This is a genomic window from Azospirillaceae bacterium, from assembly GCA_028283825.1.
GTDB lineage: Bacteria > Pseudomonadota > Alphaproteobacteria > Azospirillales > Azospirillaceae > Nitrospirillum.
The window spans coordinates 1,244,908-1,267,361 of record JAPWJW010000003.1; the positions used below are offsets into that span (position 1 = coordinate 1,244,908).

The following is a 22,454-nucleotide window of genomic DNA, read 5'->3' on the forward strand; positions in this document are numbered from 1 at the left end:
GCTAACTTAAGAAGAACCCACCACTCACAGGCCCCCTTGCCATGGATTTCCTTGCCGACCCGAGCATCTGGCTTGGGCTGCTGACCCTCGTCGCGCTTGAGATCGTCCTCGGTATCGACAATTTGATCTTCCTGGCCATCGTGGCGGACAAGCTGCCGCCGGAACAGCGCAACCGGGCCCGGGTGGTGGGTCTTTCGCTGGCGCTGTTCATGCGCCTGGGCCTGCTGTTCTCCATCTCCTGGATCATGGCGCTGACCCAGCCGCTGTTCAGCGTGGCGGGTTATTCCATCTCGGGCCGCGACCTCATCCTGATCCTGGGCGGCGGTTTCCTGATCGCCAAGGGCACGATGGAACTGCATGAACGGCTGGAGGGCGGGCAGCACAAGGGCCACGAGGGCAGCGGTAAGGGGGCCGACATCTTCTGGCGCGCGGTGGCGCAGATCGTGGTGCTGGATGCCGTGTTCTCGCTGGACAGCGTCATCACGGCGGTCGGAATGGTGGATGAGCTGCCGGTGATGGTGGCCGCCGTCTGCATCGCCATGGCCGTGATGCTGGCGGCGTCCAAGCCCTTGATGGCCTTCATCTCCCGCCACCCCACGGTCATCATCCTGGGCCTGGGCTTCCTGCTGATGGTGGGCTTCAGCCTGGTGACGGAAGGCCTGGGCCTGCACATCCCCAAGGGCTATCTCTACGCCGCCATCGGCTTCTCCATCCTGATCGAGGCCGCCAACCAGATCGGCCGGCGCAAGCGCACAGCACCGACGGCAGACGCAGCCACTCTGCTGCAACGGCTGCGCGACACACCCGGCGGGGTGGTGACCATAACGGACGCCCAGGGCGCGGTGCTGGCCACGGTCACCACGGCCGAGGCGCTGGCGCAACTCAGGCCGGATTGAACTCGGCGCCGATCAGGAACTCGCGGTTGCCCTCCGGCCCCAGGATGGGGCTGGGGTCGACGCCCCGGACGATCCACCCGGGGCGGGCCGACAGCCAGGCGACGGTGGCGTCGCAGACTTCCTGGTGCAGTTCCGGCTCACGCACCACGCCGCCCTTGCCGACGCGGCCCTTGCCCACCTCGAACTGCGGCTTGATCAGGGCGACCAGCTTGCCGCCGGGCTGAACCAAGTCCAATGCCGCCGGCAGCACGGTGGCCAGGCCGATGAAGCTGGCGTCGCACACCACCATGCCGATGGGGTCGGGGATGATCTCGGCCGTCAGGTGGCGGGCGTTGGTCTTTTCCATCACCACCACGCGCGGGTCGGTGCGCAGCTTCCAGGCGAACTGGCCGTGGCCCACATCCACCGCGTAGACCTTGGCGGCACCGCGCGTCAGCAGCACGTCGGTGAAGCCGCCGGTGCTGGCGCCCACGTCGATGGCGGTCACGCCCGTCGGATCGAATCCGAAATGATCCAGGCCGTGCACCAGCTTCAACCCGCCGCGCGACACCCAGGGATGGTCCTGGCCCTTCAGGCTCAGGGTCTTGTCGGCGGGGATGGTCTGGCCGGGCTTGTCGATGCGCAGGGTGTCGGCATAGACCAAGCCGGCCAGCACCAGCGCCTGGGCGCGGGCCCGGCTTTCCACCAGACCGCGTTCCACCAAGGCCTGGTCCACACGGACCTTGCCTGGCTTGGCCGCCTTGGCTTTGGGGGATTCGTCCGACATCAGGCTTTGGGCGCCAGCAGCGCCGCCTTCGTGCCCAAGGCCTTCAGCACGGTATCGACGATGCCGTTGGCGTTCAGGCCGGCCTCGTCATACTGCTTGGCGGGGCTGTCGTGCTCCTGATAGCGGTCGGGCAGGACCAGGGGGCGGAACTTCAGGCCGGCGTCGAACAGGCCCTCTTCCGCCAGGTACTGCATCACCTGGGCGCCGAAGCCACCCACGGACCCTTCCTCGATCGTCACCAGCACATCATGCTCAACCGCCAACTGGCGAACCAGTTCCCGGTCGATCGGCTTGGCGAAGCGCGCGTCCGCCACCGTCGTCGACAGGCCGCGCGACCCCAGCTCTTCCGCCGCCTTCAAGGCCTCACCCAGGCGCGTGCCCAGGCTCAGCAGCGCCACCGTGGTGCCTTGGCGGACGATGCGGCCCTTGCCGATGGGCAGGACCTCGCCCTTCTCCGGCATTTCGATGCCCACGCCCTCGCCACGCGGGTAGCGCAGCGCGATGGGGCCGCTGTCATGGGCGACCGACGTCGCCACCATGTGCACCAGTTCCGCCTCATCCGCCGCCGCCATCACCACCATGTTGGGCAGGCAGCAGAGATAGGCCAGGTCGAAGGCGCCGGCATGCGTGGCGCCGTCCGCCCCCACCAGGCCGGCACGGTCCATGGCGAAGCGGACCGGCAGGTTCTGCAAGGCCACGTCGTGCACCAGCTGGTCGTAGCCGCGTTGCAGGAAGGTCGAATAGATCGCCACGAACGGCTTGTAGCCTTCCGTCGCCATGCCCGCCGCGAACGTCACCGCGTGCTGCTCCGCGATGCCCGTGTCGAAGGTCCGCGTCGGGAACGCCTGGCCGAACAGGTCCAGACCCGTGCCCGACGGCATCGCCGCCGTGATCGCCACCACCTTGTCGTCGGCCTTGGCCTCCTTGATCAGGCTGTCGGCGAAGACGCGGGTGTATGTCGGCGCGTTCGCCTTGGCCTTGGCCTGGGCGCCCGTCACCACGTCGAACCGCCCCACCGCGTGCAGCTTGTCGGCCGAGGCCTCCGCCGGCGCGTAGCCCTTGCCCTTCTGCGTCACCGCGTGGATCAGCACCGGACGGCCGTTCGGCTCATCCCGGATGTTCTCCAGGATGGGAACCAGCTGGTCCAGGTCGTGGCCGTCGATCGGGCCCACGTAATAGAAGCCCAGTTCCTCGAACAGCGTCCCGCCCATCACCATGCCACGGGCGTATTCCTCAACCCGGCGGGCGGCGTTCTGCAGGGGACGCGGCAGGCGTTCCGCCACCTGACGGCCGATGTCCCGCAGGTTGCGGTACTGGCTGCTGCTGACCAGGCGGGCCAGGTAGCCGGACACGGCACCCACCGGCGGGGCGATCGACATGTCGTTGTCGTTCAGGATCACCACCAGGCGGGAGCCCAGGGCGCCAGCGTTGTTCATCGCCTCATACGCCATGCCGGCGGAGATGGAACCGTCGCCGATCACCGCGATGACATGGTTCTTCGCACCCGACAGGTCGCGCGCCAGCGCCATGCCCAGGCCGGCGGAAATGGAGGTGGAGCTGTGGGCGGCACCAAACGGGTCGTACTCGCTCTCCGCCCGGCGGGTGAAGCCGGACAGGCCGCCGCCCGTGCGCAGGGTGCGGATGCGGTCGCGACGACCGGTCAGGATCTTGTGCGGGTAGGCCTGGTGGCCCACGTCCCAGATGATGCGGTCCGCCGGCGTGTCGAACACGTAATGCAGCGCCACCGTCAATTCCACCACGCCCAGGCCGGCGCCCAGGTGGCCACCCGTCACCGACACCGCGTCGATCGTCTCGGACCGCAGCTCATCCGCCAGCTGGACCAACTGCTCCGGACGCAGCTCGCGCAGGCGGTCAGGCGTCGGACACAGGTCCAACAGCGGGGTCTTCGTCGCCATTCATCGGCTCCCAATCATACTCTTTTATTAAGAACGCCGATCCACAACGAAGCGCGCCACCGCCTGCAACATGGAGGCCCGTCCCTCGAAAATCTCAAGATGGCCGCGTGGCCTGGTCGGCCAGGCGGCCCGCCTGATCGCGGGCCCGCTCCAGGCCCAGGATGGACACGAAAGTCGCCTTGCCGGCCGGGCGGTCGCGGCCGACGGATTTGCCGGTCTCGGCCTCCGTCCCCTCGACATCCAGCAGGTCGTCGGCGATTTGAAAGGCCAGGCCCAGATCGTGGGCGTAGGCCTGAAGGGCATGGAACTGCGGCGGCGAGGCGCGGCCCAGGATGGCGCCGGCCGTGGCCGAGAAGGCGATCAGTTCACCGGTCTTCAGCCGCTGCAACCGCGTGATGGCGCCGATGTCCAGCGCCTGGGTTTCCGCGATCAGGTCCAGCATCTGGCCGCCCACCATGCCGCGGGCACCCGACGCCTTGGCCAGCGCCGACACCAGTGCGCAGCGCACGCGTGGATCCTCATGCGTCTCATGGTCGGTCAGCACCTCGAACGCCGCCGTCAGCAGGGCGTCGCCGGCCAGGATGGCCGTGGCCTCGTCGAACTGGCGGTGAACGGTGGGGCGGCCCCGGCGCAGCCGGGCGTCATCCATGGCCGGCAGGTCGTCATGAACCAGGGAATAGCAGTGCACGAACTCGATCGCCGCCGCGACGCGCAGCGCGCAGGCCGGGCTGACGTTGAACATCCGGGCGCTTTCCATCACCAGGAAGGGCCGCAGCCGCTTGCCCCCGCCCAGGCAGCTGTAGCGCATGGCCTCATACAGCTTGGCCTCCGCCATGCTGCTGCGCGGCAGCAGGATGTCGATGGCGGTTTCCACCTGTTCGACGGTGTCCGCCATGGCGACGGTCAGGGATTTGGGCAGGCTGGGCATCAGGGGCTACTCAATCGATAAGGGCCAACCGATAGGGGACTCAGTCGATGCGGGCCGGTTCCACGCCCACCTGGCCGTCACTGCCCAGGGTGATGCGATCGACCTTTTCCTGGGCCTCCCGCAGCTTGCCCTCGCAATGGCGCTTCAGCAGGGTACCACGCTCATAAAAACCGATGGCGTCGTCCAGCTTGGCCTTGCCGTCCTCAAGCTGGCGCACGATGCGTTCCAACTCGCCCAGGGCATCCTCGAAACTCATGGCCTTGATGTCTGCCGGCAGGGTCAGCTCAGTCATGGATCGTCCAAATCTCCGCGCCATGCTTGAACGACAGGCGCATCATCTCAAGGCCGGGGACTTTAGGACCCGCCGCTGCCCGCCGCAAGCATCCCGGCCCGGCGTGGCGGTGTCGGGAGGCATACGCCCAGCGACCGTAACCTTGATGCATCACACCTCCATCAACGTGCCCACATGGGCGGCGACGCAGGATGCCAACGCCAGGGGATCATAGCCCCCTTCCAGGGACGAGACCAAGCGGCCGCCACAGTGGCGGTCGGCGATGGCCGCGATCTCCGCCGTCGCCCAGACGAAGTCATCCTCGACCAGGGCCAGGTCGGCCAGCGGGTCGGCGCGGTGCGCATCGAAACCGGCGGAGATGAAGATAAGTTCCGGGGCGAAGGCGTCCAGGGCCGGCAACAGGCTGGACCGCATGCCCTCGCGGAATTCCGCCCCACCGGAGCCGGCGCGCAGTAGCACGTTGACCACCGTGTCGAAATCCCCCCGGTCGCCCAGGGCGCCGGTGCCGGGGTAGAGCGGCCATTCATGGGTGGAGCCGTAGAACAGCTCCGGGTCGTGCTGGGCCAGGGTCTGGCTGCCGTTGCCGTGGTGGACGTCGAAATCGACGATGGCAATGCGGCGCAGGCCGTGGACGGCGCGGGCATGCTCCGCCGCCACGCCGACATTGTTGAACAGGCAGAAACCCATGGCCTGGCCCGGTTCGGCATGGTGGCCGGGCGGGCGGATGGCGCAGAAGGCGTTGCGCACCTCCCCCGCCATCACGGCATCCACGGCGGCGCAGACGGCACCGGCGGCGCGCAGGGCCGCCTCGATGCTGCCCGGGGACAGCATGGTGTCGCCGTCCAGCGCCACCACGCCGGTGACGGGTACCGCGGCCAGCAGGCGCTGCACCATGTCGGGGGTGTGCACCCGTTCGATCTGGTCGAAGGTCGCGGCCGGCGCCTGGCGGCGGTCCAGGTATTGGAACCGTTCCGCATCCAGGGCGCGCATGATGGCCGACAGGCGCGCCGCATTCTCCGGATGCCCCGGCCCCGTCTCATGTTCCAGGCAGGCCCAATGGGTGAACAACGCCGTCGCCATATGCCGCTTCCTCGAACCCTGCATTCATTGTTATGGCCCGGCACGGATGACGTCCGGGCGATCGGCCATCATCACCGAAGCCGCCCCCCAGCCGCCAGTGCCTTCGTGGTCTCAAGCCCGGCGCAGGGTGAAGGTCAGCACCCCGTCCGCCTCATCAGCCGCCAGCAAGGCATGGCCCGTGGCCTCGCAGAAGGCCGGCACGTCGCGGCGCGCGCCCTGGTCGGTGGCCAGCAGGGTTAGCACCGCCCCCGCCGGCATGGCCATCAACGCCTTGCGGGCACGCAGCACCGGCAGGGGGCAGATCAGCCCCCGCGCATCCAGCGTGCGATCCCCTTCACTCATCGCGGCGCCTTCAGGGCGGACGCCGCCAGCACCAGCCAGCCCAGGATGAAGCTGGAACCACCCACCGGCGCCACCGCACCCAAGGCGCTGGGCCCCCACCAGCCCAGGCCATAGAGTGCGGCGCCGAACAGCACGGCGCCAATGATGAACAGCCAGCCGGCGATGGCGGCCAGGCGGCGGTGCAACAGCGAACCACCCAGCGTGGCGGCCACGGCGGCGGCCATGTGCATCAGCTGGTACTGGCTGGCCGTCTGCCACAGGCCGACGGCATGGGCGTCGCGCACCAGCGCCAGTCCGTGCACGGCATAGGCGCCGGCCGCCACGGCGATGGCGCCGATCAATCCCGCCACGGCCAGCCGGGCCCGCGCATCCTGCGTCAACATCCCCCAAATCCTTTCACATCGTAAGACCGTGCCAGGATATGGGCCCGCCGCGCGCCAGGCAAACGCGAACGGGCCGCCCCCGGCATGGGGACGGCCCGTCGCGTCATCAATCACAAAACCTCAACCGGCCAGCTTGGCGGCGATGCCGGCAACGTGGGCGCCCTGGAAGCGGGCGCCGGCCAACTCGTTCTCGCTGGGCTGGCGCGAGCCGTCGCCATTGGCGATGGTGGTGGCGCCGTAGGGGCTGCCGCCCGTCACCTCGGCATTGTTGGTCTGGCCCTGGAAGCTGTAGGGCAGGCCGGCGATCACCATGCCGTGATGCAGCAGGCTGGTGTGGAAGGACAGGATGGTGGCCTCCTGCCCGCCGTGCTGGGTGGCGGAGGAGGCGAAGACGCTGCCCACCTTGCCGATCAGGGCGCCGGTGAACCACAGGCCGCCGGTCTGGTCCAGGAAGTTGCGCATGGGCGCCGCCATCATGCCGAAGCGGGTGGGGGTGCCGAAGATGATGGCGTCGTACTGCGGCAGTTCATCCACCGTGGCGACCGGGGCGTCCTGCGCCAGCTTGAAGCCGGCCTTGGTGGCGATCTCGGTCGGCACCGTCTCCGGCACGCGCTTCACCACCACCTCGGTGCCGGCGACCGACGCCGCACCCTCGGCCACGGCCTTGGCCATGGTCTCGATGTGGCCGTAGCTGCTGTAGTAGAGGACGAGGACCTTGGCCATTGCTTGACACTCCATCTCAGGGTTCGGGCCGGGCGTTCGGGGCGGGGCCGATTGGATGGACGGACCATAACCGCGTTACGCATTGCGGATAATCCGGTGCCTGGGCATAAAATTGTTCCGCGCCCCGCAACAATGCGGCCCGACAAAAGGACCCCGACATGGATCGCCTGGACGACATGGCCCTGTTCGCCCGCGTGGTGGAAAGCCGCAGCTTCACGGTGGCGGCGGACAAGCTGGGCCTGTCGCGCTCCGCCGCCAGCCGCCGCATGACGGAACTGGAGGCGCGGCTGGGCGCCCGGCTGCTGAACCGCACCACTCGGCGCATCAGCCTGACCGAGGCGGGGGAGACCTACCTGGCCCGGGTGCAGCAGATCCTGGCCGACGTGGATGAAGCCGACCGCTCCGTCGCCAGTTTGCAGGCCGCCCCCCGTGGCGTGCTGAAGGTGGCGGCCCCCATGAGCTTCGGCATGAAGCACTTAGGGCCGGCCATCGCCGACTTCCTGTCCGCCTTCCCCGATATCGAGGTGGAGATGGACCTGAACGACCGCTTCGTGGATCTGGTGGATGAGGGCTACGACGTGGCCGTGCGCATCGGCCAGTTGAAGGACAGCTCATTGGTGGCCAAGCGCATCTGCCCCACGCGGGTGGTGCACGCCGCCAGCCCGGCCTACCTGACCCGCCGGGGCATCCCCCGCGCGCCGGATGATTTGGCCCAGCATGACTGCCTGATCTACACCAACGCGCCGCAGGGGGCGCAATGGCCGTTCCGCGTCACGCCGTTGACGCCGGGGGCGGCGCGCGGCGGCAACCACGACATCGACGCGGCCACCCGCCTGGTGAAGGTGAATGCGCGCCTGCGCGCCAACAACGGCGACGTGCTGCTGGAGGCGGCCTGCGCCGGCGTCGGCATCGTGTCGCTGCCCACCTTCATCTGCGGCGACGCCGTGGCCGACGGCCGCGTCGTGCCCATCCTGCAGGAATGGTCGGTCAGCCGCAGCGCCATCAACGCCGTCTTCCCCGCCAACCGCCACCTGTCGTCCAAGGTGCGGGTGTTCGTGGATTTCCTGGCCGACCGCTTCGGCCCCAACCCCTATTGGGATGCGGGATTGAAGTTGGGATAGCGCACCTGGAAAAGGAGCGAAGCGACAAGGACGCGACCACGTCCGCCGGACCTTTCCGGGGAACGAAGTGGACTGGAAAGGGAGGATGAGGCAAGGGCCCGGATGGGCCCGCCCGCCGTCTGAGGGAACAGCACAATTAAAGACGGCGGATCAGGCGTTGTCCCGACAGGCGGCAGCCCCGTATTGAGCCGCCATCCCCGGTGACTGTACAGCCTGGTCCGCCGTCCATTCTCAGTCGGATGGGCAAAAAGCCTTGAATCCGCGCTAGGGCGGCCGCTTTGCCACGATAGATCCGACCGTGTTTCCGGATGTCCCACCATGCAGGGGGTTTCGTCCGGTTCAAGCGCGGGCTGTGACGCCCGCCTCCTGAAACAAAGCGTGCGCCCCCCGGCGGGCCGGGTCAAACGACGATCCCTCATGCCGCAAAGCAGCGGCTACCCGCTGTCGTCATACCGGGTTAACACGCACCCGGAAGGGGCGAGAAAGCAGTTGGGCAGAGTCCAGACAACGCGAAATGGCCCACGATGACTTGGCGGCGGCCAATTGCGAACGATTTTCATAATCCTGTCACAACCCGCTTTTACCGCAACCCGCCCCCCCAAACCCGTCATATGCCGCAAATCTTCGTCGCTTGACATGCCGGGGGGAGTCGCTACTTAAAGGGTACTGATTTGGTCCGGATTGACGGGCCGGTCTTCCGCCCCCGGTTCCGGCAGTCGCCGGGACCTTAAGGTGCAAACCCGACGCGACAGGATTATCGCATTGATCCGGTTGAGCAAATTGACGGACTACGCCGTCGTGGTCATGACCGCGATGATGCAGGGCGAGGGCGGATCGCACAACGCCACCTCGCTGGCGGAGCGTACCGGCCTGCCCGCCCCGACCGTGGCCAAGATCCTGAAGCTGCTGGCCCGGGACGGGCTGATGGCATCGCACCGCGGCGCCACCGGCGGTTACCGCCTGGCACGGAGCCCCGAGGCCATCAACGTGGCCCAGATCATCGCCGCCATCGACGGCCCCATCGCCCTGACCGACTGTGTCGAGGGCTCGGCCGGCGCATGCGGGGTGGAAAGCCTGTGCCCCCGGCGTGGCAACTGGGACCGGGTGAACCGCGCCGTCCGCGGCGCGCTGGAAAGCGTCAGCCTGGCCGACATGGCCCGGCCCGTCTTCATGGATACCCCCCTGCCCGCAAATTCCGCCGCGCCGGCGGCACCGCACAGCGCGCCGGCCCTGCCGGTCGCGCGCTGACGTATCGAATTCGAGGAAGAGCAAGAACATGGCCGCCACCGAACAGACCGTCGAACAGGTCCGCGCCGTCACGGAGCAGAAGTACAAGTACGGCTTCACGACCGAGATCGAGTCCGACCTGGCGCCCAAGGGCCTGAACGAGGACATCGTCCGCTTCATCTCCGCCAAGAAGGGGGAGCCGGAGTGGCTGCTGGAATGGCGCCTGCAAGCCTATCGCCACTGGCTGACGATGGAGGAGCCGACCTGGGCCATGGTCGATTTCCCCAAGATCGACTACCAGGACAGCCACTATTACGCGGCACCCAAGGCCGCCAAGGACAAGCCGCAGTCGCTGGACGAGGTCGATCCCGAGCTGCTGAAGACCTATGAGAAGCTGGGCATCCCGCTGAAGGAACAGGCCATCCTGGCCGGCGTCGCCGGTGCCGGCGACATGCCGGCCATCGCGGTGGACGCCGTGTTCGACAGCGTGTCGGTCGCCACCACCTTCAAGAAGAAGCTGGAGGAGAAGGGCATCATCTTCTGTTCCATCTCCGAAGCGGTGCGGGAGCATCCGGAGCTGGTGCGCAAGTACATGGGCTCGGTCGTGCCCTATTCCGACAACTACTACGCCACGCTGAATTCGGCCGTGTTCACCGACGGGTCGTTCGTCTACATCCCCAAGGGCGTGCGCTGCCCGATGGAGCTGTCGACCTATTTCCGCATCAACGCGTCCAATACCGGCCAGTTCGAACGCACGCTGATCATCGCCGACGAAGGCAGCTACGTCAGCTATCTGGAGGGCTGTACCGCCCCCATGCGCGACGAGAACCAGCTGCACGCCGCCGTGGTGGAGCTGGTGGCCATGGATGACGCCACCATCAAATATTCCACCGTCCAGAACTGGTACCCCGGTGATGAGAACGGCAAGGGCGGCATCTACAACTTCGTGACCAAGCGCGGCGCCTGCCGTGGCCGGAACTCCAAGATCAGCTGGACGCAGGTGGAAACGGGTTCCGCCATCACCTGGAAGTATCCCAGCTGCATCCTGCAGGGCGACAATTCGGTGGGCGAGTTCTATTCCGTCGCCATCACCAACAACTACCAGCAGGCCGATACCGGCACGAAGATGATCCACATCGGGAAGAACACCCGGTCGACCATCGTGGCCAAGGGCATCTCCGCCGGCAAGGCGCAGAGCACCTATCGCGGCCTGGTGCGCATCCTGCCCAAGGCGGAAGGGGCACGTAACTACACCCAGTGCGACAGCCTGCTGATCGGTGACAAGTGCGGCGCCCACACGGTGCCCTACATCGAAAGCCGCAACCGCACCGCCCGGGTGGAGCATGAGGCCACCACCGCCAAGATCAGCGAGGACCAGCTGTTCTACTGCCGCGCCCGCGGGCTGTCGGAAGAGGACGCGGTCGGCCTGATCGTCAACGGCTTCTGCCGGGAGGTCCTGAAGGAACTGCCCATGGAATTCGCGGTCGAGGCGCAGAAGCTGGTCGCCATCAGTCTGGAAGGCAGCGTGGGCTGAGGCCGCAATCCTCTCAAGCCCCTGCCCTTACGAAATTCGGTTTCAAGGAATTACACGATGCTGGAAATCAAGAACCTGCACGCCACCGTCGACGGCAAGGAAATCCTGAAAGGGATCAACCTGACCATCAACCCCGGCGAAGTGCACGCCATCATGGGCCCCAACGGCTCCGGCAAGAGCACGCTGTCCTACGTGCTGTCGGGCCGCGACGGCTATGAGGTGACCGGCGGTTCCGTGACCTTCCAGGGCAAGGACCTGCTGGCCATGGAGGCGGAGGAGCGCGCCGCCGAGGGCGTGTTCCTGGCCTTCCAGTACCCGGTGGAAATCCCCGGCGTGTCCAACACCACCTTCCTGAAGACCGCGCTGAACGCGGTGCGCAAGCACAAGGGCCTGCCCGAGCTGGACGCCATGCAGTTCCTGAAGCTGATCCGCGCCAAGGCCAAGTCGCTGAACATGAACGACGACATGATCAAGCGCGCCGTCAACGTCGGCTTCTCCGGTGGTGAGAAGAAGCGCAACGACATCCTGCAGATGGCCATGCTGGAGCCCAGCTTCGCCATCCTGGACGAGACCGACAGCGGCCTGGACATCGACGCCCTGAAGCTGGTGGCCGATGGCGTGAACAGCCTGCGCGGCCCCGACCGGTCCATGCTGGTCATCACCCATTACCAGCGCCTGCTGAGCTACATCGTGCCGGACCATGTGCACGTGCTGGCCTATGGCAAAATCGTGCGCAGCGGCGGCAAGGAGCTGGCGCTGGAACTGGAAGCCAAGGGCTACGCCGAATTCGGCTCCCCCGAAGCCGCCTGAAAGGGATCGATGCCATGGCCGCCATCGCCACCCTGAAAGACTTGTACGAGACGCTGAGCCCCGCGCTGCCGGGTGCCGGTGCCGCCGGCATCGACCGCCTGCGGGCCGACGGCTACGCCCGCTTCGTCGCCGACGGCGTGCCCACGCCCAAGGTGGAAGGCTGGAAGTACACCAACCTGCGCGACCTGGCCGGCGTCAGCCTGGCGCCCGCCCAGAGCGCCGCCAACACCGACTTCGACCTGCCCAGCGTGGCGCCGGGCAAGACCCATCGCCTGGTGTTCGTGGACGGCGTGTTCAGCGCCGCCCTGTCCGCCGTGGGTGAATTGCCCGAGGGTGTGACCCTGGACAGCCTGCGCGGCCAGATCGAGGCCTCCCCGGCCTACGCGGCGGAAGTGCTGGACCGGTTCCCGGTCCCCAAGGCCGACACCGGCCTGCGCGTCGGCCCCAATCCCGGCCGTGGCCAGTCCGGCGGCCTGGTCGGCCTGAACAGCGCTTTCCTGGCGGAAGGGGCCGTGCTGACGGTCGATGAGGGCGTGAAGCTGGCGCAGCCGGTGGAACTGGTCTTCGTCGCCACCGCGACCGACGGCGCCTGGCACCCGCGCGTGCTGGTCGACGTGGCCGCCGGCGCCGAGGTGACGGTGGCGGAGCATCACGTGGCCCGGGGTGGCGGCGCCACCTTCGCCAACCTGGTGACCGCCATCCGTGTCGGCGAAGGGGCCACCCTGCGCCACGCCAAGTTCCAGGAAGAGGGCGAGAGCGCCCTGCACCTGGCATCCATCACCGCCACGGTGGCGGCGTCCGCCGTTTATGAGACCTTCGTGCTGACCACCGGCGCGCGGCTGGCCCGCACCGACGTGCAGGTCCGCCTGGAAGGGTCGAACGCCCGCACCCGCGTTTCCGGCGCCTATGGCGTGGACGGCAGCCGGCTGGCCGACTTCACCAGCCTGATCGACCATGTCGCCGCCAACTGCACCAGCCGTGAGGTGGTGAAGGGCGTCATCGACGGCCGTGGCCGCGCCGTGTTCCAGGGCAAGATCATCGTGCGGCCCGACGCGCAGAAGACGGACGGCCACCAGCTGAACCGCGCCCTGCTGCTGTCCGACACCGCCGAGATCGACGCCAAGCCGGAACTGGAGATCTACGCCGACGACGTCAAGTGCAGCCACGGCGCCACCGCCGGCGAGCTGGACGAGGAGGCGCTGTTCTACCTGCGGGCCCGCGGCATCCCCGCCGACACCGCCCGCGCCTTGCTGATCGCCGCTTTCCTGGATGAGGTGGCGGACGAGATCAGCGACGCGACCCTGCGCGCCTTCGCCACCGCCCGCATCCAGGACCGCATCGGCCGCCTGACCGGTATCGCCGTCGATACGGCGGCAACGGAGGAGTGATCCCATGGACACCCGCGTCTTGAGCAACGCCCCGTATGATGTGGAGAAAGTCCGCCAGGACTTCCCCATCCTGACGCGCCTGGTGCATGAGAAGCCGGGCCGTCCGGGCAAGCCGCTGGTCTATCTGGACAACGCCGCCAGCGCGCAGAAGCCGCGCGCCGTGATCGACGCCATGGCCAACTTCATGGCGCACGACTACAGCAATGTGCATCGCGGTGTGCATTACCTGTCGCAGGTGGCAACCAACCTGTATGAAGCCACGCGCGTCAAGACTGCCAAATTCTTCAACGCGCCCTCGCCCGACACCATCGTCTTCACCCGCAGCGCCACCGAGGCCATCAATTTGGTGGCCAGCAGCTGGGGCGGCGCCCACCTGAAGGCGGGGGATGAGATCATCCTGAGCGTGATGGAGCATCACGCCAACATCGTGCCGTGGCAGTTGCTGCGCGGCCGCACCGGCATCGTCATCAAGGTGGCGCCGGTGCTGGACGACGGCACCCTGGATCTGGACGCGCTGGAAGGCATGCTGAAAAGCGGCAAGGTCAAGCTGGTGGCCGTCACCCATGGGTCCAATGTCCTGGGCACGGTGACGCCGGCGGCGCAGATCGCCCGTATGGCCCATGCCGCCGGCGCCAGGGTGCTGTTCGACGGCAGCCAGGCCGCCGTGCACATGCCGGTGGACGTGCAGGCGATCGACGCCGACTTCTACGTCATGACCGGGCATAAGCTGTATGGCCCCACCGGTTTCGGCGTGCTGTACGGCAAGGCCGACATCCTGGAGTCCATGCCCCCCTACCAGGGCGGCGGCGACATGATCCAGACCGTGACCTTCGAGGAGACCACCTTCCGCGAGGTGCCGCACCGGTTCGAGGCCGGGACGCCGCCCATCGTGGAGGGCATCGGCTTCGGTGCAGCCATCGACTACGTCACCGCCATCGGCATGGACGCGGTGCACGCGCATGAGCAGCGCCTGCTGGCCTATGCCACGGAAAAGCTGCAGGCCATCGACGGCCTGCGCCTCATCGGCACCTCGCCCAACAAGGCGGCCATCCTGTCCTTCACCATCGATGGCGTGCACCCGCACGACATCGGCACCCTGGTGGACCGGGCGGGCGTGGCCGTGCGCGTGGGTCGCCACTGTGCCGAACCGCTGATGGAGCGTTTCGGCGTGGGCGCCACCGCCCGCGCCAGCTTCGCCCTGTACAACACGGAGGCCGAGGCCGACGCCCTGGTGGATGCCGTCCGCGCCGTGAGGGAGTTCTTCAACTGATGTTCGACGACCTGCGCGACCTGTACCAGGAAGTGATCCTGGACCATGGCAAGAACCCGCGGAACTTCGGCAAGCCGGCAGCCTTCAACCGGCTGGCCCGGGGCGAAAACCCGCTGTGCGGCGACAAGATCAACGTCTACCTGCTGATCGGGCCGGACGGCCTGGTCCAGGACGCGGCTTTCGACGGGCGCGGCTGCGCCATCAGCCAGGCCAGCGCGTCGCTGATGACGGAGACGCTGAAGGGCAAGACCGAGGTGGAGGCCGAGGCCCTGTTCGGCCACTTCCACGACATGTGCACCAAGGACGACCATGAGCACACTGACCATGGGCCGCTGGACCCGGAAGCGGTGGAAAAGCTGGACGTGCTGTCGGGCGTGCGGGAATTCCCCATGCGCGTGAAGTGCGCGACCCTGGCCTGGCACACCATGCACGCCGCCATCCATGGCGACGAAAAGACGACGACGGAGTAAGCGAGATGTCTGGAGCCGAACGCCCCATCGCGCCGGATGTGACCTTGCAGGAACCCGCCATCATCCCCGAGGATGAACGGCTGCCCCCCGACGCGCCCTTGGCCGACCGGGTGACGGAAGCCCTGCGCACCGTCTACGATCCGGAAATCCCGGTGAACATCTATGAACTGGGCCTGATCTACCGCTGTGACATCGACGCGGAAGGCCAGGTGCAGATCGACATGACCCTGACCGCCCCCGGCTGCCCGGTGGCAGGGGAGATGCCGGGCCAGGTGCAGGGCGTCGTCGGGTCGGTCGATGGCGTCAAGGACGTCACCGTGAACCTGGTGTGGGAACCGGCCTGGAACCCCAGCCTGATGTCGGATGAGGCGCGCGTCGCCCTCAACATGTTCTAATCGGTGGAGACGGAAGTCATGAGCAAGATGGAACGCCCCAAGGCGATGAGCCTGACCGACGCCGCCGCGGAGCGCGTGAAGGAGATCATGGGCCAGCGCGAGACGCCGGCCGTGGGCCTGCGCGTCGGCGTGAAGGCACGCGGCTGCTCCGGCCTCAGCTACTTCGTCGAATATGCCGACGCCAAGAAGCCGTTCGAGGAGGTGGTGGAAGAGAAGGGCGTCACCCTGCTGCTGGACCCCGCCTCCACCATGTTCCTGCTGGGCACGCAGATGGATTACGTGGAAGACAAGTTCCAGTCGGGCTTCGTCTTCACCAATCCGAACGAGAAGGGCCGCTGCGGCTGCGGCGAAAGCTTCACGGTTTAATACGCACGGTATTTGAACGTGACCGTTCAAATACCGTCCCTCAGGCGCCGGGCGCGACCATCCGGTCGCTTGGGCTTCCTCGCTTCCCGGTCCGCCTTTGGCTCCCCGGAAAGCTCCGGCGGCCCCAGTCGGGGCCTACGGCGGCACGATCAAAATTTCGTGCCGCTGATGTAAAGGTTCTTCCGCCCCCTCAGGAAGCGTTGGCGGCATCCAGGTTGGTGACCGCCATGTCCAGCGCATCCAGGTCGATGGCGGTGACATCCAGCACCACGTGGGTCGTGCTGGGAAAGCGGGCGATGACCCGGTTATTGAATTCCCGCGCGCTGCCGGCGTAGCCATGGACCAGGCTGGTGCCCCCGCCGCCGCCATCCGTCGCCCCGCTGATGGGGCTGACGCGCGCCTCGAACAGCGTATCGCCCGACGACCACGCCTGTGACACCAGGTTCAAACGGCGGGGAATCACCTGCTGCAGCGTGTTCTTGCGCGTCTCGATCTCGCTGGTCCGGGCGGTCATTTCCACCAACTCCTCTTCCACTTCCTTCAGGGCGGATTTGATCTGGCCTTCCTGCTGGCGTGCGGCGCGCAGGGCGGCGGCGGCCTTGTTCCTTTCCTCGACCACGGCGGTGACGCGCCGCTCGGTCTTGCGGATTTCCGTGATCACCCGGTTCAGGGAATAGATCATCGCCGCCCCGCCCAGGGCCAAGGCACCGACATGCAGCGGGCTGGGGTTGGCATAGGCGTCGGCGAAGGCGTCCATCAACAGCATGGTCGCATCTCCCTCATCGCGAAGTGGGCCGGGTGAGACCGGGCACAGGGCGCGCACCCGCCTTGGAAACATCCGCACCCGCCGGGGGCGCAGCGGTGAAGCGGCCGTCAGAGGGGGTGGGCGGCGTGGACGGCATGCCAAGCCCGGCCTCGAAGGCGGGGCCCGGTGCCGGCACGGTCTGGCCCAGCGTGGCTTTTCCAGCCGCCGGTGCGGCCGTGGGCTGGGCGGCCTGGCGCAGATTGTCGATGGAGAAACCGTCGGCCAGGGCGAATTCCTGCTGCAAACTGGTGCGCGCATCCCGGTCGTTGCGGGCCCAGATCCGCGCCCGGTTGACGTGCCGCCAAAGTGGGCAGATGGCGTTGATTCCGGACACCACGCCGTTTCTCAAGGCGTTGTTGTTGATCTCGGCGACGTACAGCGACAGGCCTTTGGCCGGCGCCTCGCCCAGGCGGTGCCACACCTCCACCCGCCGCTGCTCGAACTGCTCACACTCCTTTTCCAGGCGCTGCAGGTCGGTGGACTGGCGGAAGCGCACGGCGGTGCGCTGATCGCGCAGCCGCCCGTTCTCCCGGTTGGCCGCCACCAGCTTTTCCGTGGTCCGCTTGATCTCCTGGATCTCGCCCTTGACCTTGGCGTGGCTGGCCATCCACTCATAGAGGTCGCCGATGATGAGGCGCAGCAATTCCAGCAGCACCATGGCCGCCACGACGGCGCCCACGATGGCCAGAACCACAAGGTCTGATTTATCCAACTGCACCAGGCCCCCGGATCGGTCAGAAATGAATATCGCGCTTCCGGTTAGACGGGGCCGGCGGCAAGGAGGGGCGCGAAAATATCCGTACCCGCACCTGCCCCACACGCAAACCCGCGCCTTACCCTGGATGCATCGGTGAAGGCCACAGCAACGAATGTGCCAACCTCAGGCCCGCCCCCAGCCACAGCGGGCGCGAAGCCCGGCGCCCGCGACGCATCCATGGAAGTCAGAAGACATCAGAAGGCACCAATCTTATTGGCGCGCTGACCGCACAGTAGTTTGAGTTACGCTTCAAACCCCTGGGAGTCCCCTTTAGGATCCACTTAAGTCACATGCAATCTAATCGGGCCATGATTGTGCCCGCAAGGTGGAGCATTCCCACAATTTCTCACAATGGCCGATCCTATACGAAAGATATGTAAGATCGGTTTCCATTAATATTTTGTCACATTTCCACATGTTAAGGATCGGTTAAGGGGGTCGCGACACAGTGTCGCACATAGACCGCCCTATCCGAATGTGGAGATACCGATGATCCGCTGGTTCGCCAACCTCAAGCTTGTGCACAAGCTTGCCCTGCCCGTGGCCCTGATGATCGCGGTGGCGATCGGCCTCGTGGCACTCGCCGAGACGGGCCTGCGCCGGCTGGAGCGGAACACGGCGCACCTGGTGGACGCGACCGCCGCGCGACTGACCACCATCCTGGACGCGCAAAGCGCGCTGAACGCCAGTTCCGTCGCCGCCAAGAACATCCTGCTGGTGGAAACGGCCGCTGATAAAGCTCGATACGAACAGACCTATCGCGCCGAGCTGGCGATCGCCATCAGCGACGCCGACAAGCTGATCGCGCTGTCCGACGCTGCCGAGCGCCGCGCCACCAATGAGCAATTGAAGCAGCTGGTGCAGGATTACGCCACGGCGAACGAAGCCTCCATCCAGGCCGCCCTGAAGGGCGACAGTGCCACAGGCAGCAAAATCTCCATGGGTGCCGCCCGCGATGCCCGGCAGGCGGCGCTGGCCGCATTCAAGGCGCGCGTGGAGCATAACCGGGTGGAAATGGACAAGGGCAAGGCGGATGCCGCCGACCTGGCGGACAAGCTGGGCGCGACCCTGATCTGGATGGCGATCGCGGGCCTGGGTGCCGCCACCGGCCTGATGGGCGCCATCGTCATCTTCCTGACCGTGCGTCCCATCGGCCGCGTCACCCACGCCATGACCGCCATCGCCGACGGCCAGCTGGAAACGGCCGTCGCCGGCGGCGACCGCAAGGATGAGGTGGGCGATCTCGCCCGTGCCCTGCTGGTGTTCAAGGACAACGCCCTGGCCGTCCGCCGGCTGGAGGCCGAACAGGCCGAGGCCAAGGCCCGGGCCGAGGTGGAGAAACGCCAGGCGATGGCGCGGCTGGCGGGCGATTTCGAACGCACCGTGCTGGGCGTGGTCGATGGGGTCACCGCATCGTCCACCGAGATGCAACAGGCGGCCCAGTCCCTGTCCGCCACCGCCGAACAGACCTCGGTGCAGGTGACGTCCGCCGCCGCCGCGGTGGAGCAGGCCTCGCAGAACGTCCACACCGTCGCCGCCGCGGCGGAGGAGTTGACCGCGTCGATCAATGAGATCGGCCAGCAGGTGGCCCATTCCAGCCGCATCGCCGGCGAGGCGGTGGTGGAGGCTGAGCGCAGCCAGGCGCAGGTGGCCTCGCTGGTGGATGCCGCCAACCGCATCGGCGAGGTGATGACCCTGATTTCCACCATCGCCGGCCAGACCAACCTGCTGGCCCTGAACGCCACCATCGAGGCGGCACGGGCGGGTGAAGCTGGCAAGGGTTTCGCCGTGGTCGCGGCGGAGGTGAAGGGCCTGGCCAACCAGACCGCCAAGGCGACGGACGAGATCGCCGCCCAGATCGGCGCCATCCAGGCGGCGACCGGCGATGCCGCCGCGTCCATCGGCAGCATCGCGGGCATCATCACCCGCATCAACGAGATCGCGGCCGGCATCGCCTCCGCCGTGGAGGAACAGGGTGCCGCGACACGGGAAATCGCCAGCAACGTCCAGCAGGCGGCCGCCGGCACCAGTGAGATTTCCACCAACATCGCCGGCGTGACGGAGGCCGCGACCCACACCGGCGGGGCCGCCACCCAGATGCTGGGCACCGCCGGCCGCCTGGCGGGCGACGCCGGCGCCCTGCGCACCCAGGTGGATGAGTTCCTGAAAGTGCTGCGGACTGCCTGACCCCTTCACCCGATAACGACCCGAACGCCCGGCCCCACAAAGGCCGGGCGTCATCGTTTCATCAGGCGGCTTGCGCCACCGCGACCGCGCGGATGTCGGCGATCAGCTGGTCGACGCGGGCGGGATCGCTGTCCCAGGCGAACATGAAGCGGGCGCCGCCGCCGATGAAGGTGTAGAAGCGCCAGCCGCGCGCCCGCAGCGCGTCCAGCACAGGGGCCGGCGCCTGCAGGAACACGCCGTTGGCCTCGACCGGGAACATCGGGTTGACGCCGGCCACCCCCGCCAACCCCGCCAGCAGGCGCTGGGCGCAGGCGTTGGCGTGGCGGGCGTTGCGCAGCCAGGCGCCGTTGCCCAGCACCCGCACCCAGGGGGCGGACAGGAAACGCATCTTGGACGCCAGCTGCCCCGCCTGCTTGCAGCGGTAATCGAAATCCTCGGCCAGCGCCTTGTCGAAGAACAGGATGGCCTCGCCCACCGCCATGCCGTTCTTGGTGCCGCCGAAGCACAGCACATCCACGCCGGCCTCCCAGGTCATCGCCGCCGGGGTGCAGTCCAGGCTGGCGCAGGCGTTGGCGAAGCGGGCCCCGTCCATGTGCAGGCGCAGGCCCAGCTCACGGCACACGGCGGAGATCGCCCGGATCTCTTCCAGGCTGTAGACCTGCCCCGTTTCCGTGGGCTGGGTGATGGTGACGGCGCGCGGCTTGGGGAAATGGATGTCGGACCGGCCGGTGGCCAGCGCCCGGATGGCGTCCGGCGTCAGCTTGCCGTCCGCCGTCTGCGCCACCAGCAGCTTGGACCCGTTGGAGAAGAACTCCGGCGCGCCGCATTCATCCGTCTCCACATGGGCGGAAGCCGAGCAGATGACGCTGTGATAGGACTGGCAGAGCGAGGCCAGGGCCAGGGAATTGGCCGCCGTGCCGTTGAAGGCGAAAAAGACGTCGCAGGCGGTGCCGAACAGGTCGCGGAAGGCGTCGGCCGCGCGCGCCGTCCACACATCCTCGCCATAGGCGGCCGCGTGGCCCACGTTGGCCTCCGCCATGGCGGCCCAGGCCTCCGGACAGACGCCGGAATAATTGTCGCTGGCGAATTGCTGCTCGGCGAATTGGCGGGCCGCATTCTGGTGGCCGGCGGACGACTGATCGATGCTCATGAAGGCAACCCCTCGTGGTCTCTCTCAAGAGCGGACGGACGAGGTGGCTGTATCCCGTTCATTGCCGGATCGGCCACATCCTTCCCCCACGGGGGGAAGCGCCACCTTGCCGGGTTTGGCAGGTTGGCGTTGGGCGTCCGCCCAACTCTTGATGCATGGCCGGCGTGATACCCCACGGCCGATGCGGACGCAAGGCCGGTGAAAGACAGGGCAGCGTTGCCAAGGGTCAGCCGGTCGGCGCTGGCCCGGCGACCACCGCCGGCGGGCGCACCGGCAGAGACTTGCGGGCGGGCGGTGGTTCCACCGCTTCCGACGGCGGCGCGTCGCCCGCGTCCGCCTGCGCCGGGGATGGTAGGGCCAGCGGCAATGCCGCCGCCGTGTCCGCCAAGGCGATGGGCAGGACGCCGCTGATGGTGTAGCCGGCGGCGGCCAGGCGGTGGGTGACCAGGGTGCGGAAATCGGCCTCGTTGGCCGCATAGCCGTGGACGATGCCGGCCTCGCCCAAGCCCCGCAGCGGGCCGCCCGACCGGCGGTCCAGGGCGCGCGGCCCCTGGGCGCGCAGATGGGCCTCGAACAGCTGGTCGCCCTGGACCCAGGCCGGCGAGATCAGGTTCAGCGGCCGGGGCACCGCCTGGCGCAGCACCGCCATGCGGGCCTGCACCTCATCGGTCTTCTGGGCGATGTCGCGCAGGGCCGTCCCCCCTTCCGCCAGGGCCGCGGCCAACTGTTCCTCCTGCTGGCGGGCGACGCGCAGGTCGGCGGCGGCGGCGTTCTTTTCATCCACCGCGGCGGCGATGCGCCGTTCGGTCCGGCGGATTTGGTTCAGGATGCGGCGGACGGAAAAGGCCAGGAAGGCGCCGCCGATGGCCAGCACCATGAACACCGCGAAGTTCAGGTTGGTATAGCCGCCCAGCATCAGCGCACCAGGCGGCGATGGGTGCCCGCCGTGTGGGGCCGCACCAGCCGCGCCTGGGCGGCACCGGGCCCTGCCGCCGCGGCCTCCGCCACCGCCTTGAAGCCCTGGGCCGCGCGCAGATTGCCGATGCTGAAGCCATCCTTGGGATTGAAGGCCAGCAGCAGCCGCGACCGGGCCTGCCGCTCATTGCCGCCCCAGATGCGCACCCGGTGGGTATAGCGCCACAGGGGGCAGATCTCCTCCACCCCCGCCGCCGCGCGGTCGGTCAGGGTGCGGTTGTACAGGTCGGCCAGGTAAAGCTGGTCGTCCAGCGTGGCCTCCCCCACCTCATGCCACACCTCCACCCGGCGGCGTTCCAGATCCTCACACTCCTGTTCCATGCGGTGCAGGATGGTGTTCAGGCGGAAGCGTTCGGAATTCTGGCGCTCACGCAGGATGGTGGCGGCGCGGTTCTGCGACCACAGCTTTTCCGTGGTGCGGCGGGCCTGCTGGGTCTCGTACTGGATGCTGCGGTACTTGGCCGCCCACTCATAGATGTCGGTGATGACCAGGCGCAGCACTTCCAGCAGGCCAACGGCGGCCAGCACCGCGCCCGCGATGGACAGCACCACCATATCCGATTGCGCGACCTGCACCCTGCCCCGTCCCGGCTCTTCCCGAGGCCCCACGCCTCAACCCCCGATAGTACATTCAATAAACCAGGAACTCAGCGGCAAAATACCCCTGTAAGCC

23 protein-coding genes, 1 pseudogene and 1 riboswitch are annotated in these 22,454 nt (G+C 67.6%); of the genes and pseudogenes, 11 read left to right on the top strand and 13 right to left on the bottom strand.

Annotated features, from left to right (window positions below; genetic code table 11):
• Positions 1-41: 41 nt before the first annotated feature.
• Positions 42-896 (top strand): TerC family protein, encoded by an 855-nt coding sequence (locus tag PW843_17620; protein MDE1148409.1) that lies wholly within the window; start codon positions 42-44, stop codon positions 894-896.
• Here PW843_17620 and PW843_17625 read toward each other — a convergent pair.
• From PW843_17625 to wrbA, 8 genes and pseudogenes are all read right to left on the bottom strand, one after another.
• Positions 883-1,662, bottom strand: a complete 780-nt coding sequence (locus PW843_17625; protein MDE1148410.1) for a TlyA family RNA methyltransferase — start codon at positions 1,660-1,662, stop codon at positions 883-885. The genes PW843_17620 and PW843_17625 overlap by 14 nt on opposite strands.
• Entirely contained in the window at positions 1,662-3,578 is a 1,917-nt protein-coding gene (gene dxs / locus PW843_17630; GenBank protein ID MDE1148411.1) for a 1-deoxy-D-xylulose-5-phosphate synthase, read from the bottom strand. Before dxs ends, PW843_17625 begins: the two co-directional genes overlap by 1 nt.
• Before the next feature lie 27 nt (positions 3,579-3,605).
• Positions 3,606-4,506, bottom strand: a pseudogene (locus tag PW843_17635) (polyprenyl synthetase family protein).
• A gap of 40 nt (positions 4,507-4,546) precedes the next feature.
• Complete coding sequence (locus PW843_17640; GenBank protein MDE1148412.1) at positions 4,547-4,798, bottom strand: exodeoxyribonuclease VII small subunit; 252 nt, start codon at positions 4,796-4,798, stop codon at positions 4,547-4,549.
• Positions 4,799-4,948: 150 nt separating this feature from the next.
• The gene (locus tag PW843_17645) at positions 4,949-5,878 is read right to left on the bottom strand and encodes a histone deacetylase family protein (protein MDE1148413.1); all 930 of its coding nucleotides are present in this window, start codon (positions 5,876-5,878) and stop codon (positions 4,949-4,951) included.
• Positions 5,879-5,989: 111 nt separating this feature from the next.
• Positions 5,990-6,220, bottom strand: a complete 231-nt coding sequence (locus tag PW843_17650; protein ID MDE1148414.1) for a sulfurtransferase TusA family protein — start codon at positions 6,218-6,220, stop codon at positions 5,990-5,992.
• The gene (locus PW843_17655) at positions 6,217-6,603 is read right to left on the bottom strand and encodes a DUF423 domain-containing protein (protein MDE1148415.1); all 387 of its coding nucleotides are present in this window, start codon (positions 6,601-6,603) and stop codon (positions 6,217-6,219) included. Before PW843_17655 ends, PW843_17650 begins: the two co-directional genes overlap by 4 nt.
• 120 nt (positions 6,604-6,723) lie before the next feature.
• Positions 6,724-7,326 carry an NAD(P)H:quinone oxidoreductase gene (wrbA, locus tag PW843_17660; protein ID MDE1148416.1) on the bottom strand — a complete coding sequence of 201 codons (603 nt, stop codon included), beginning with the start codon at positions 7,324-7,326 and terminating at the stop codon, positions 6,724-6,726.
• 158 nt (positions 7,327-7,484) lie between these two features.
• Here wrbA and PW843_17665 point away from each other — a divergent pair, with 158 nt between their 5' ends.
• From PW843_17665 to PW843_17705, 9 genes are all read left to right on the top strand, one after another.
• Positions 7,485-8,447 (top strand): LysR family transcriptional regulator, encoded by a 963-nt coding sequence (locus PW843_17665; GenBank protein ID MDE1148417.1) that lies wholly within the window; start codon positions 7,485-7,487, stop codon positions 8,445-8,447.
• 762 nt (positions 8,448-9,209) lie between these two features.
• On the top strand, positions 9,210-9,695 hold the full coding sequence (locus PW843_17670) for an SUF system Fe-S cluster assembly regulator (protein ID MDE1148418.1): 486 nt from the start codon (positions 9,210-9,212) through the stop codon (positions 9,693-9,695).
• Positions 9,696-9,723: 28 nt separating this feature from the next.
• Positions 9,724-11,208 (top strand): Fe-S cluster assembly protein SufB, encoded by a 1,485-nt coding sequence (gene sufB / locus PW843_17675; GenBank protein ID MDE1148419.1) that lies wholly within the window; start codon positions 9,724-9,726, stop codon positions 11,206-11,208.
• A 57-nt stretch (positions 11,209-11,265) separates the two neighbouring features.
• Positions 11,266-12,018, top strand: a complete 753-nt coding sequence (sufC, locus tag PW843_17680) for a Fe-S cluster assembly ATPase SufC (protein ID MDE1148420.1) — start codon at positions 11,266-11,268, stop codon at positions 12,016-12,018.
• 14 nt (positions 12,019-12,032) lie between these two features.
• Positions 12,033-13,406, top strand: coding sequence for a Fe-S cluster assembly protein SufD (sufD, locus tag PW843_17685; protein ID MDE1148421.1), 1,374 nt, complete (start codon positions 12,033-12,035; stop codon positions 13,404-13,406).
• 4 nt (positions 13,407-13,410) lie between these two features.
• A complete protein-coding gene (locus PW843_17690; GenBank protein MDE1148422.1) occupies positions 13,411-14,676 on the top strand; it encodes a cysteine desulfurase in 1,266 nt (421 codons plus the stop codon).
• Positions 14,676-15,146, top strand: coding sequence for an SUF system NifU family Fe-S cluster assembly protein (locus PW843_17695; protein ID MDE1148423.1), 471 nt, complete (start codon positions 14,676-14,678; stop codon positions 15,144-15,146). The genes PW843_17690 and PW843_17695 overlap by 1 nt, the downstream gene beginning before the upstream one ends.
• Before the next feature lie 5 nt (positions 15,147-15,151).
• A complete protein-coding gene (locus PW843_17700) occupies positions 15,152-15,541 on the top strand; it encodes an SUF system Fe-S cluster assembly protein (protein MDE1148424.1) in 390 nt (129 codons plus the stop codon).
• A 27-nt stretch (positions 15,542-15,568) separates the two neighbouring features.
• Entirely contained in the window at positions 15,569-15,907 is a 339-nt protein-coding gene (locus PW843_17705) for an iron-sulfur cluster assembly accessory protein (GenBank protein MDE1148425.1), read from the top strand.
• A gap of 190 nt (positions 15,908-16,097) precedes the next feature.
• On the opposite strand, the gene PW843_17710 is transcribed toward PW843_17705, so the two are convergent.
• Together PW843_17710 and PW843_17715 are read right to left on the bottom strand one after the other, a co-directional pair.
• Positions 16,098-16,673 (bottom strand): hypothetical protein, encoded by a 576-nt coding sequence (locus PW843_17710; GenBank protein MDE1148426.1) that lies wholly within the window; start codon positions 16,671-16,673, stop codon positions 16,098-16,100.
• A 13-nt stretch (positions 16,674-16,686) separates the two neighbouring features.
• Positions 16,687-17,406 (bottom strand): hypothetical protein, encoded by a 720-nt coding sequence (locus PW843_17715; GenBank protein ID MDE1148427.1) that lies wholly within the window; start codon positions 17,404-17,406, stop codon positions 16,687-16,689.
• A gap of 552 nt (positions 17,407-17,958) precedes the next feature.
• On the opposite strand from PW843_17715, the gene PW843_17720 reads away from it, so the two are divergent.
• Positions 17,959-19,656, top strand: coding sequence for a methyl-accepting chemotaxis protein (locus PW843_17720; protein MDE1148428.1), 1,698 nt, complete (start codon positions 17,959-17,961; stop codon positions 19,654-19,656).
• Positions 19,657-19,717: 61 nt separating this feature from the next.
• Here the strand turns inward: PW843_17720 and PW843_17725 are convergent, their stop codons facing one another.
• The 3 genes from PW843_17725 to PW843_17735 form a co-directional block, all read right to left on the bottom strand.
• Positions 19,718-20,806, bottom strand: a complete 1,089-nt coding sequence (locus PW843_17725; protein ID MDE1148429.1) for a low specificity L-threonine aldolase — start codon at positions 20,804-20,806, stop codon at positions 19,718-19,720.
• Between the two features lie 47 nt (positions 20,807-20,853).
• A riboswitch (SAM-I-IV-variant riboswitch) is annotated at positions 20,854-20,966 on the bottom strand.
• 66 nt (positions 20,967-21,032) lie between these two features.
• Complete coding sequence (locus PW843_17730) at positions 21,033-21,722, bottom strand: hypothetical protein (protein MDE1148430.1); 690 nt, start codon at positions 21,720-21,722, stop codon at positions 21,033-21,035.
• Entirely contained in the window at positions 21,722-22,357 is a 636-nt protein-coding gene (locus PW843_17735; protein MDE1148431.1) for a hypothetical protein, read from the bottom strand. Before PW843_17735 ends, PW843_17730 begins: the two co-directional genes overlap by 1 nt.
• Between the last annotated feature and the right edge of the window lie 97 nt (positions 22,358-22,454).

Excerpts from the sequence above, each read along its gene's own strand:
- PW843_17620 (MDE1148409.1), top strand. The coding sequence starts at position 42 with ATGGATTTCCTTGCCGACCCGAGCATCTGGCTTGGGCTGCTGACCCTC.
- PW843_17625 (MDE1148410.1), bottom strand. The coding sequence starts at position 1,662 with ATGTCGGACGAATCCCCCAAAGCCAAGGCGGCCAAGCCAGGCAAGGTC.
- dxs (MDE1148411.1), bottom strand. The coding sequence starts at position 3,578 with ATGGCGACGAAGACCCCGCTGTTGGACCTGTGTCCGACGCCTGACCGC.
- PW843_17640 (MDE1148412.1), bottom strand. The coding sequence starts at position 4,798 with ATGACTGAGCTGACCCTGCCGGCAGACATCAAGGCCATGAGTTTCGAG.
- PW843_17645 (MDE1148413.1), bottom strand. The coding sequence starts at position 5,878 with ATGGCGACGGCGTTGTTCACCCATTGGGCCTGCCTGGAACATGAGACG.
- PW843_17650 (MDE1148414.1), bottom strand. The coding sequence starts at position 6,220 with ATGAGTGAAGGGGATCGCACGCTGGATGCGCGGGGGCTGATCTGCCCC.
- PW843_17655 (MDE1148415.1), bottom strand. The coding sequence starts at position 6,603 with ATGTTGACGCAGGATGCGCGGGCCCGGCTGGCCGTGGCGGGATTGATC.
- wrbA (MDE1148416.1), bottom strand. The coding sequence starts at position 7,326 with ATGGCCAAGGTCCTCGTCCTCTACTACAGCAGCTACGGCCACATCGAG.
- PW843_17665 (MDE1148417.1), top strand. The coding sequence starts at position 7,485 with ATGGATCGCCTGGACGACATGGCCCTGTTCGCCCGCGTGGTGGAAAGC.
- sufB (MDE1148419.1), top strand. The coding sequence starts at position 9,724 with ATGGCCGCCACCGAACAGACCGTCGAACAGGTCCGCGCCGTCACGGAG.
- sufC (MDE1148420.1), top strand. The coding sequence starts at position 11,266 with ATGCTGGAAATCAAGAACCTGCACGCCACCGTCGACGGCAAGGAAATC.
- sufD (MDE1148421.1), top strand. The coding sequence starts at position 12,033 with ATGGCCGCCATCGCCACCCTGAAAGACTTGTACGAGACGCTGAGCCCC.
- PW843_17690 (MDE1148422.1), top strand. The coding sequence starts at position 13,411 with ATGGACACCCGCGTCTTGAGCAACGCCCCGTATGATGTGGAGAAAGTC.
- PW843_17695 (MDE1148423.1), top strand. The coding sequence starts at position 14,676 with ATGTTCGACGACCTGCGCGACCTGTACCAGGAAGTGATCCTGGACCAT.
- PW843_17700 (MDE1148424.1), top strand. The coding sequence starts at position 15,152 with ATGTCTGGAGCCGAACGCCCCATCGCGCCGGATGTGACCTTGCAGGAA.
- PW843_17705 (MDE1148425.1), top strand. The coding sequence starts at position 15,569 with ATGGAACGCCCCAAGGCGATGAGCCTGACCGACGCCGCCGCGGAGCGC.
- PW843_17710 (MDE1148426.1), bottom strand. The coding sequence starts at position 16,673 with ATGCTGTTGATGGACGCCTTCGCCGACGCCTATGCCAACCCCAGCCCG.
- PW843_17720 (MDE1148428.1), top strand. The coding sequence starts at position 17,959 with ATGATCCGCTGGTTCGCCAACCTCAAGCTTGTGCACAAGCTTGCCCTG.
- PW843_17725 (MDE1148429.1), bottom strand. The coding sequence starts at position 20,806 with ATGAGCATCGATCAGTCGTCCGCCGGCCACCAGAATGCGGCCCGCCAA.
- PW843_17730 (MDE1148430.1), bottom strand. The coding sequence starts at position 21,722 with ATGCTGGGCGGCTATACCAACCTGAACTTCGCGGTGTTCATGGTGCTG.